10 protein-coding genes and 1 tRNA gene are annotated in these 9,133 nt (G+C 69.5%); 8 read left to right on the top strand and 3 right to left on the bottom strand.

Going from position 1 to position 9,133, the window contains the following annotated elements; all coding sequences use genetic code 11:
* The first annotated feature begins 217 nt into the window (after nucleotides 1–217).
* Entirely contained in the window at nucleotides 218–1,417 is a 1,200-nt protein-coding gene (locus M1L60_RS46350; RefSeq protein ID WP_253244017.1) for a phytase, read from the top strand.
* A 10-nt stretch (nucleotides 1,418–1,427) separates the two neighbouring features.
* Here M1L60_RS46350 and M1L60_RS46345 read toward each other — a convergent pair whose 3' ends face one another.
* On the bottom strand, nucleotides 1,428–2,165 hold the full coding sequence (locus M1L60_RS46345) for a hypothetical protein (RefSeq protein ID WP_253244016.1): 738 nt from the start codon (nucleotides 2,163–2,165) through the stop codon (nucleotides 1,428–1,430).
* A gap of 113 nt (nucleotides 2,166–2,278) precedes the next feature.
* Here M1L60_RS46345 and M1L60_RS46340 point away from each other — a divergent pair, with 113 nt between their 5' ends.
* The 7 genes from M1L60_RS46340 to M1L60_RS46310 all read left to right on the top strand — a co-directional run bounded on the left by M1L60_RS46340 (nucleotide 2,279) and on the right by M1L60_RS46310 (nucleotide 8,067).
* Nucleotides 2,279–3,421, top strand: coding sequence for a glycosyltransferase family 4 protein (locus tag M1L60_RS46340; protein ID WP_253244015.1), 1,143 nt, complete (start codon nucleotides 2,279–2,281; stop codon nucleotides 3,419–3,421).
* Nucleotides 3,422–3,432: 11 nt separating this feature from the next.
* Entirely contained in the window at nucleotides 3,433–4,551 is a 1,119-nt protein-coding gene (locus tag M1L60_RS46335) for a glycosyltransferase (protein ID WP_253244014.1), read from the top strand.
* A 260-nt stretch (nucleotides 4,552–4,811) separates the two neighbouring features.
* Nucleotides 4,812–5,369, top strand: coding sequence for a hypothetical protein (locus M1L60_RS46330; protein ID WP_253244013.1), 558 nt, complete (start codon nucleotides 4,812–4,814; stop codon nucleotides 5,367–5,369).
* A 103-nt stretch (nucleotides 5,370–5,472) separates the two neighbouring features.
* A tRNA-Lys gene (locus M1L60_RS46325) sits at nucleotides 5,473–5,544 on the top strand.
* A 160-nt stretch (nucleotides 5,545–5,704) separates the two neighbouring features.
* Complete coding sequence (locus tag M1L60_RS46320) at nucleotides 5,705–6,874, top strand: hypothetical protein (RefSeq protein WP_253244012.1); 1,170 nt, start codon at nucleotides 5,705–5,707, stop codon at nucleotides 6,872–6,874.
* Between the two features lie 57 nt (nucleotides 6,875–6,931).
* Complete coding sequence (locus tag M1L60_RS46315; RefSeq protein ID WP_253244011.1) at nucleotides 6,932–7,699, top strand: hypothetical protein; 768 nt, start codon at nucleotides 6,932–6,934, stop codon at nucleotides 7,697–7,699.
* A complete protein-coding gene (locus M1L60_RS46310; protein ID WP_253244010.1) occupies nucleotides 7,672–8,067 on the top strand; it encodes a hypothetical protein in 396 nt (131 codons plus the stop codon). The genes M1L60_RS46315 and M1L60_RS46310 overlap by 28 nt, the downstream gene beginning before the upstream one ends.
* A gap of 21 nt (nucleotides 8,068–8,088) precedes the next feature.
* On the opposite strand, the gene M1L60_RS46305 is transcribed toward M1L60_RS46310, so the two are convergent.
* Entirely contained in the window at nucleotides 8,089–8,349 is a 261-nt protein-coding gene (locus tag M1L60_RS46305) for a Txe/YoeB family addiction module toxin (RefSeq protein ID WP_253244009.1), read from the bottom strand.
* Nucleotides 8,346–8,603, bottom strand: coding sequence for a type II toxin-antitoxin system Phd/YefM family antitoxin (locus M1L60_RS46300; protein ID WP_130511265.1), 258 nt, complete (start codon nucleotides 8,601–8,603; stop codon nucleotides 8,346–8,348). Before M1L60_RS46300 ends, M1L60_RS46305 begins: the two co-directional genes overlap by 4 nt.
* Between the last annotated feature and the right edge of the window lie 530 nt (nucleotides 8,604–9,133).

Raw genomic sequence — 9,133 nt, 5'->3', positions numbered from 1 at the left:
AAGCCCTCCAGCGCCGATGGTACTGCACTCGGGAGGGTGTGGGAGAGTAGGACGCCGCCGGACTCAACGTGAACAGTTGGCCCACCCCATGCGGGGTGGGCCTACTGTCGTTTGTGGGTGCTTTTCACGGCGGAGCACAGCGAACATTCAGGTGAGGGCAACCTGGGGGCCGCTTTCGGCGGGCAAGTTGGCAGGTATGCGTCGTACTGCTGGGGTTGTGGCTCTTGTTGTGCTGAGCACCGCGGTGGCGGGGCCGGCGCGAGCTGGTGGGCCATCGGGGGACGGACCGCTGGTCGAGATCACGGCTGCGGTCGAGACGCCGGCGCTGTTCGACGACGAAGCCGGCGGGGACGCCGACGCCGATGATCCGGCGATCTGGGTCAACCGGGCCGACAAGTCGCGCAGCCGGGTCATCGGGACGGCCAAGAACGGCGGTCTGCGGGTCTACGACCTGGCCGGTCGCGAAGTGCAGTCGATCCTGCCGCCCGAGGGTGGACGGTTCAACAACGTCGACCTGGTGACCGGGTTCGGGGCCGAACGGCAGGACTACGCCGTGGTCACCGACCGAGGGCTCGACCAGCTGCGCATCTATCGCATCGACCTGTCGGGCCGGCTCACCGATGTCACCTCGGCCGACGCGCCGCTGCTGTTCTCGCGTGACCAGGCCGAGGTCGAGACGCAGGCCACCGGCTACGGGCTGGCCACCTACGGGCGGTACGCCGTGGTCAGCCGGCGGCACAGCACGACGCTGGGCATCTTCCGGCTCGAGGAGCGGAAGAACTCCGTCAGCTACCGCGTCACCGACAAGCTCGACCTGCCCAAACAGTTCCGCCTGTCGACCGGCGCGACCTGGACGCCGTGCGCTGAGCCGGGCGAGGACCCGCAGATCGAGGGCATGGTCGTCGACAGCGAGGCCGGCGTGCTCTACGCCGCGCAAGAGGACGTCGCGCTGTGGAAGATCCAGCTCGACCGCGACCGGTTCATCGGGGTGCCGCGGATCGTCGAGCGGGTGGCCGAGTTCGGTGCGCCGGGCCGCTACGACGCCGAGACCGAAGAGTGCGCGCTGGGTGAGCCTGCCCCGGAGGCCGGGCGCATCCGGGCCGATGTCGAGGGCGCCGCGATCTATCCGACCGGTAAGCGCGACGGCTACCTGATCGTCTCGAGCCAGGGCGACAGCAAGTTCTATGTGTACGACCGGCGGACCAACCGCCGCCTGTCGAGTTTCCAGGTGGTCGACGGTCCTCGCGCCGACGGTGTGCAGCACTCGGACGGCGCGGCCGCGACGAGCGTTTCGCTCCCCGGCTACCCCAAGGGCCTGCTGGTGCTGCACGACGGCGAGAACAAGCCCGACGACGGCCGGGTCAGCACCAACTTCAAGTACGTCGACTGGCGCTCGCTGAACACCCGGGCCGACTGACCCGGGGTGTTCAGGAGCGGTCGACGGTGAGCGTCCCGACGCCCGAGGTGGCGTCCACGTCGTAGCGGTCGGTCGCGGCGTCCCAGCCGTCCTGCACCCAGACCGACCCGCCCGCGACGCCGGTGCGGGCCTGCCCGTCGACCGTGACGCTGCCGGCACCCCCGCGGGCCGAGACTCGCACGGGGGCCTGGCCGGTCAGGCGTACGGAAAGCAGGCTCGCGCCCCCGCCGAGCACCACCCGCTGGGTGCCCGGGCCGGCCGGCAGCACGACCGATGAACGCTCGGTGCCGGAGCTGAAGTCGACGTCGCCGCCCGGGCCGCCGGTGAGGTCGACGGACTCGTCCTTGGCGCCGCCCGCGAGACGGATCTGCCAGCGCACGTCGTCGCTGAGCACGACGGTCAGCACGGCCGGACCGCCGCGGCCGGTGTCGCGCAGACCGGCGACCAGGTCGGGCCCCTCGACGGTGGCGGTCGGCGCCACCTTGGAATCCTCCGGCGTCGACAACTCGTACAGGTCGCCGCCGAGGTCGGCGAGCCGCACCCGCACCACGTCGGCTCCGCTGACGAGGAGGAACGACGAGACACGGCCGTCGCCGCGAACCCGGTGCGGCGTACTTTGATGGCGTTCGCCCAGGTAATAGCCGGGCCGATTCTCGGGGTTGTGGTCGCGGCCGTCGCCACCCCGCCAGTCGCAGGCGCCGACGAGCAGCAGCACGCTCAAGCCCAGGGCCATCGACGGATGTCTCACGGACGGAAGATACCCACCGAGCTCGCGGCCTAGTCGTTCGTTCGATCAGCGTTAGGGATCCGGCCACGACGCGTACGGTGTGCTGGCCATCGATGCGGGCCCATCGTGACTGCATGCGAGTCGCTCTGGTCACGGAGTCGTTCCTGCCCGATGTGAACGGTGTCGCCAACTCGGTGGTCCGCACCGCCGACCATCTGCTGCGCCGAGGGCACGAGCCGATGGTGATCGCTCCGCAGCCTCCGCCCGCGGTCCGCGACACCCCGGTCCACGTGCCGTACCCGGTGGTTCGGGTCGCCTCCCTGCCCATGCCGGGATACCCGCAGATCCGGCTGGGCCTGCCCACCCCCACGCTGACCGGCGCGCTGCGCGCGTTCGGGGCCGACCTCGTCCACCTGGCCAGCCCGTTCGTGCTCGGGGCGTGGGGCATGCTGGCCGCCCGCACACTACGTCTGCCCACGGTGGCCGTGTATCAGACCGACGTGGCCGCGTACGCCCGGGCCTACAAGGTCGGCATGACCGAGGGCGCCGCCTGGAAGTGGATCAAGACGGTGCACAACCTGGCCTCGCGCACGCTGGTGCCGTCGTCCGAGTCGGCCTTCGCCCTGAACGCGCACGGCGTCGAACGGGTCCACCTGTGGCGGCGCGGCGTCGACGACGAGCTGTTCCACCCCGGCCGGCGACGCGACGAGGTGCGGCAGTCGCTCGCCCCGAACGGCGAGCTCGTCGTCGGTTTTGTCGGGCGGCTGGCCGTCGAGAAGCAGATCGACCTGCTGGCCGACGTGAGCCGGCTGCCCGGCGTACGCCTGGTGATCGTCGGTGACGGCCCGGCCGCGCCGCAGCTGCACAAGGCGCTGCCGGCCGCGACGTTCCTCGGGGTGCGGCGCGGTGAGGAACTGGCCGAGCTGTACGCCAGCTTCGACATCTTCGCCCACACCGGACCGTACGAGACCTTCGGCCAAGCCGTGCAGGAGGCCATGGCCAGCGGGCTGCCCGTGGTGGCGCCGCGGGCCGGCGGCCCGGTCGACCTGGTAGACCACGAGCGCACCGGCTATCTCGTGCCCCCGTTCGTCGCCGAAGGCTTCACTTCGGCCGTACGGGACCTGGTGGCCGACCCGGCCCGCCGAGCGGCCTTCGGAGCGGCCGGACGGCAGGCCATCGAGGGCCGCAGTTGGTCCGCCGTGGGCGAGGAACTGCTCGTCCACTACGGCGAAGCGTGTAGCGTCGGTTACCTCGAACGAAGGGCGGTCGCCGCGTGAGGATCGTCCGCGTGGCGAACTTCGTTACTCCCCGCTCCGGGGGCTTGCGGACCGCACTCCGCCACCTCGGCGCCGGCTATCTGGCCGCCGGGCACGAACCGGTGCTGGTGGTGCCGGGCGCCACCGAGTCCGACGAGCAGACCGACCAGGGCCGCGTGATCACCCTGCCCGGGCCGCTGGTCCCCCGCATGGGCGGCTATCGAGTGCTGCTGGACCGGGCCCGGCTCAGCGCCACCCTGCAATCGTTGCGGCCCGACCGGATCGAGATCTCCGACCGCGCGACGCTGCGCTGGCTGGGCCGGTGGGCTCGCGGCCGGGGCATCCCGTCGATGATGGTGTCGCACGAGAGCCTCGACGGTCTGCTGCGCCTGTTCGGCCCGGGCCACAGCCGCCGTGTCGGCGACCTGCTGAACGCGCGGACGGCGGCCGACCACGACCAGGTCGTCTGCACGACCGGGTGGGCGGCCTCGGAGTTCGCGCGTCTCGGCGTACGCAATCTCACGCAGGTGCCGCTGGGCGTCGACCTCGACCGGTTCGTCCCGGCCAACCACGACCCCCGGATGCGCACGATGTGGTCGGCGGCCGAGGACGTGCTGCTGCTGCACTGCGGTCGGTTGGCTCCGGAGAAGAAGCCCCGGCGCTCTCTGGAGGCGCTGGCCGGGCTGCGCAAGTCGGGCGTGCCGGCGGTACTGGTGGTGGCGGGCGACGGGCCGCTGCGCATCGCCTTGCAGTCCGAGGCGGCCGAGCGGGGCCTGCCCGTCCGCTTCCTCGGGCACGTCGGCGACCGGCGCAAGCTCGCGGCGCTGCTGGCCAGCGTGGACGTGGCGATCGCCCCTGGCCCCATCGAGACGTTCGGGCTGGCCGCATTGGAAACCCTGGCCAGCGGTACGCCGGTGGTGGTGAGCGCCGAAAGCGCCCTGCCCGAGGTGATCGGCGACGCCGGCGTGGCCGCCCCCGGCGAAGGCCCGGCCTACGCCGAGGCGGTGCGGACGCTGCTCTCCCGCCCCGAACCACTACGCCGCGCGGCCGCTCGGGCGCAGGCCGAGCTCTTCCCGTGGCAGCGCTCGGTCGACGGCTTCCTCGAGGCCCACCAGGCCCTGCACCGAGCACCGGCGGCAAACCAGCCTTGATCCCGGTCTCCGGGGGCGGCCCCACTCAGCAGCCCGACCCGAGTGGAGCTTGACCGCGTGCGCGAAGCCGAACTCACCGGCCGACTTGACGGCGTCGAAGATCGGCTGGGCCCGGCCGCCTACGCTTGCCGCAATCGGTGAAGGCGAGTCGGCCAACGTGGGGTTGTGGATAGTGGCGCTCGATCGAGGATCGGCCGCGCCGTCGGATGCGGCCCGAACGGCTCGCGCGTGCGCGGCATGTAGTGCGAGATCATCGAGTGATGTCGTGGTGGCCCTTCAGGGATGAGCAGGCGTTCTGGGTCTGGGCCATGGACCCGTTCGCCGAGCTCGACTCGCAGGATGAGGATCTGCTGCTGTACGACGTTGCCGGCTTCGATCTGCTGATCGCGGCGGCCGGTTGGGCGGACTGCCCCAAGCGCGACCTCTGCCTGATCGTGCTCGAGGACTACTCGAGGCTTCTGGCCTGGCAGCGCCGGCCCGACGATCTCGCGGCACTGCGCGCAGCGGCCCAGCGGGCGAGCCGACAGGTGCATCCGTTGGTGAATCGGTGGGCGGCCTACGCGCTGCGGCTGCTCGCCCACGTTGAACGCGAAGGACAGGTGAACCGGGAGTCGGCGGTTTCGATGGCGACGGATCTGCTGGCTACACCGACCACTCAAGGGCGGGTCGAGCTGAATCTCGCCACGGTTCAGAAGGGCCGGCTGTGGGAGTGCAGCCACCGGCTCGAATCTCGGCACCTGTACATCAACCGGCGCACCGGAGCGTGGCAGATATACCCACCGCAAGCGGCCACCCCAGCGTTGCTGTCGGCGCTCTAGACCGGCTCCCCACCAGGCATTTCACGCTGATGTGACGCCTGCGGCCGGCTTCGGCGGGATACCAGTCGAACGACTTGGACCACCGCAGGTACTCTATGATCGCGGGCCGCTAGCTCAATGGCAGAGCTGTGGACTTTTAATCCATAGGTTCGGGGTTCGAGTCCCCGGCGGCCCACTCCACGCCTGACCTGCGTGTTCGAACAGGTCAAATGTGGCATTGCGCAAACCGCGGGTCGCTCGCCTGTCGCCCTGGGGCGTATGTGGTAGGTGGGTACATGCCCAAGAGTCGTGGTCGTCCCGCGGGACGAGGTAAGCCAAAGCGTCCGCAGCGCCCGGTGCGGGAGCTGCGGTTGTCGGACCGGTTGATGCGTGACGCGGTCACGATCGTGTCCGAGGACAGTGTGCTCGAGGTCGAGCGGTGGGCCAGTGGGTGGCTTGGCGCGGCGTGGTCGGCGGCGGGGTTCGGCGAGCGTGAGCCGGAGAAGATGTTCCACCTGGAGGTGGTGGGCCGGGCGTCGACCCGGCCGTCACCGCATGGGCTGGCCGCGGTGGCGGCGCTGCGCCGTGTCGCCGCTCCTTGCGAGTGGTCGCTGCTGGACGGCACGTTGGAGATCTTGTCGGAGAGTCAGCCGGTACCGCGGTGGTCGGAGGCGGCTGCCTTCGAGCCGGTTCGGGCGTGGCGGGCGGTGGATGTCTGGGACAGCGAGCACGTGCTGTTCGTCGAGTTCGCCGGGCAGACGCTGCACACGGTGATGGCGCAGATCTCCCTCGCCGGGGGTGCGCTGGTGGACAAGCTGGCGGTACTGCAGCCCGGGGCTGCGGAGACCTGGGATCGGCTGCGTGAGCCCGACGAGGTGCCGATGCCGGCCATCGAGTGCCCGGTCGAGGTTGCGCTGGCGGAGTTGGCGGATGCCTTGCGGACCACTGACATGACCTGGCCCCGCCATGATGACGAGGACTTCGTCGACTTGCGGGCGCTGGCCTGGTCGCGATGCCTTCCGTACCTGCCGGACTTCCGTGACTGGCAGCCGATGGGCGATGAGGAACGGGAGCGCCTGCTGGGCGGGTTCGCGCCGGTCGACGACACGGTCGCCAGGTCGCTGGCCGACCTGTTCCTGGACTACGGGGACGGCTACATGACGAGTGGCCCGTTGTGCTGGAGCCCGGGGCAGGTGGGCTTGTTCCTGGCCGACTGGCTGCCGCGCAAGGCGGCGCTGGATGCCGAACAGCGTGCCGCCTTGCCGGAGGTGTTGCGGCGCTGGATTCGGTACGCCCTGGACCGTCGTGCGGTCGACCCGGAGTGGATCGGTCCGGTGGTCGAGGCTGTCGACACGTTCCTTCCCGCGTTCGAGGAGGCGTTCGACGACGTGGCGGCGTGGGGTCCTGCCAAGCAGATCGCCGCGGAGCTGGCGGCCCGCGGTATCGACCTGACCGACCCGGAGGCCGTCGACGGAGCAATGCGGGGACTAAACGCCGAACGCCTCGCTCGGCGTCTGATCGATTGATCACCCGAACGAGGCACCCCGTGCCGGTCTGACTCTGACAGCTCATAGGTTGGTGACATGTCGATGTCTGATGCCGCGCTGCTCCGACGGGCTGGTGACCTCAAGGGCGAGCTGGTGGCGTTCTCTCAACAGCCCCGCTACGACCGGGCTGCGTCGAGTTTTCTGGCCCAGTACGGCAACGGCCTGGAAGACGCCGATGAGCAGCGGTGGATGCTGCTCTGGGACTGTTTCATCCTGGAGCACCGGCTGGCGAACGGCCGGACGGTGGTGGAGCAGTTCGTGGATGCCCGGCCGGACCTGCCGGAGGTCGAGCGGGAGATGGTGCTCGGCTGGCGTGATGTGGTGCAGGGCCCGTTCGAGGTGCAGCGCAAGGACGGGTCAGCGCTCGTGGTGGAGAGCCTGGTCGACGACTTGACGTATCGGGTCCGGTCGAACATGGGTCCGGCAGTGTTCAAGCAGATGCCGCGCCGCTCGTTCATCATCGCCCGGCTGGTTGCGGTCGGTGACGAGTGGATGCTGAGCGGGCCGGTACAGATCCTGCGTGGGAGCGAGCGGGACATCGCCTATCAGCTCGCGCTGGACATGTCGTTGCGTACGCCGCAAGCAGTGTTCCGGAATCCAGAGAAGCTGGCGCAGGCGTGGGAGCATCAGCGTGCTGACCGGCACGGTTCGTCGAGTTCTTCGGCACCGACCTGCTGGTGGTCCCGGGGGACCAGGCACAAGAGCGGCTCGACGGCTACTACACGTACTGCCGTGACACGGTTCTCGGGCCGGACCCGAAGGACGTCCCTCCTGCGGTGTCGATGTCGTTGCCGCCGGATGTGACCGATGCGGAGACGGTGGCGCTGATCTACGACGAGACGGACGGGCTCGGTTTCTACGCGGAGTTCGGCCTCGTGGAGGAAGCGTTCGCGAACCCCGACCTGTTGCGACGTCGCCGGTGGCGCGAGCAGACGCTGTCCTATCTCGAGGACGACAGCGTGGAGCCGATGGTCCTGCGTCGGCTTGCGGCGAGGGATCCGAAGAAGGCGAGTGTCTTGTTCCGGCGACTGCTGAAACGGCCACGGTTCGACTGGGGCCGCGACGGTGAGGCGCTGATGCGTGAAATCAAGCCAAGCTATTTCGACCGGCCACCGCGCCCACGGGTGAGCCCGCTCAGCGAGCGGTTGGCGGAATTCGCCAAACGCCGCTGAACAGCAACGACAGGGCCGGATCTACTCGTAGTGGTACCGGCAGGAGATGATGGTGATCTCGTTGGGCTCGACGGCGTACACCATGCGGTGCTCGTCGTCGATGCGCCGTGACCGGAGTCCTGCGAGGTTGTTTCGGAGGATCTCCGGTTTGCCGATGCCCTGACCGTCGGGGTCGCGTTTGATGTCGGCGATCAGCGCATTGATGCGTTTGAGGGTTTTGCGATCCTGGGTCTGCCAGTACAGGTAGTCGTCCCAGCCGTGGTCGGTCCAGCTGAGTCTCACTCCTCGGGGCCGAACTCGCGCTCGGTGGCTCGGCCGGCTCGCCACTGCTCGACGCTCTCGACGAGGCGCTTGGCGTTGGCGGGTGATCGGAGCAGGTAGTTGGTCTCCATGATCGAGTCCCAGTCCTCCTTACTCACCAGGACCGCGTTTCCACGCTTGGAGACGATCTCGATCGGGGTGTGGTCCTCGTTGACGCGCTCGATGAGCGGAAAGAGGGACTTGCGCGCCTCGCTGGCACTGATCGCGGACGTCATGATGCCTCCCGAAGTGGTACTGGATACGGTACCACTATCGGCGTGGAGGGTGAGCCCGATGTTGTCGGGGTCAACCGTCCCCAGCGCTAGCGCCTAACACGTGAGTTGGTCAAACGTCCCGAAAGTGGGCGGCCCGGGACGATGGTGACGTGGTTCGCATGGTGCAACGTCCGGCCCACCAGCTTGGGCACACCATGTCCGCGGAGGGCGCGGACCTTTGCGCTGGTCATTCCTGCTCCGGGGGCCGAGCCCCCGGACGCCCCGCGTTGCGGTCGCTTGCGGTCGTCGGTGGTGATGGTGGGGTCTGCGCTTCGCTCGACGGGGTCAGGCTTGATTCGGGTGCTAGGAACCGTTGGTCACCGGGACGTGCGCGTCGCGCGGCTACAACAGCGCCACCGGCTCAGCCGCCGCATCGGCGTGGCCAGTCGGCCCGCGTTATATTCGCCGCCGGAAGCCGGAAGCCGGAAGCCGGAAGCCGGAAGCCGGAAGCCGGAAGCCGGAAGCCGGAAGCCGGAAGCCGGAAGCCGGAA

The organism is Paractinoplanes aksuensis (assembly GCF_024137025.1).
Classification (GTDB): Bacteria; Actinomycetota; Actinomycetes; order Mycobacteriales; family Micromonosporaceae; genus Actinoplanes; species Actinoplanes aksuensis.
The sequence above is the reverse complement of the archived record's forward strand: the minus strand, read 5'-3'. Positions and strand labels throughout refer to the sequence as shown.

Coding starts and splice junctions, on each gene's coding strand:
- M1L60_RS46340 (WP_253244015.1), top strand. CDS start 2,279: ATGCGAGTCGCTCTGGTCACGGAGTCGTTCCTGCCCGATGTGAACGGT.
- M1L60_RS46300 (WP_130511265.1), bottom strand. CDS start 8,603: ATGACGTCCGCGATCAGTGCCAGCGAGGCGCGCAAGTCCCTCTTTCCG.
- M1L60_RS46330 (WP_253244013.1), top strand. CDS start 4,812: ATGTCGTGGTGGCCCTTCAGGGATGAGCAGGCGTTCTGGGTCTGGGCC.
- M1L60_RS46315 (WP_253244011.1), top strand. CDS start 6,932: ATGTCGATGTCTGATGCCGCGCTGCTCCGACGGGCTGGTGACCTCAAG.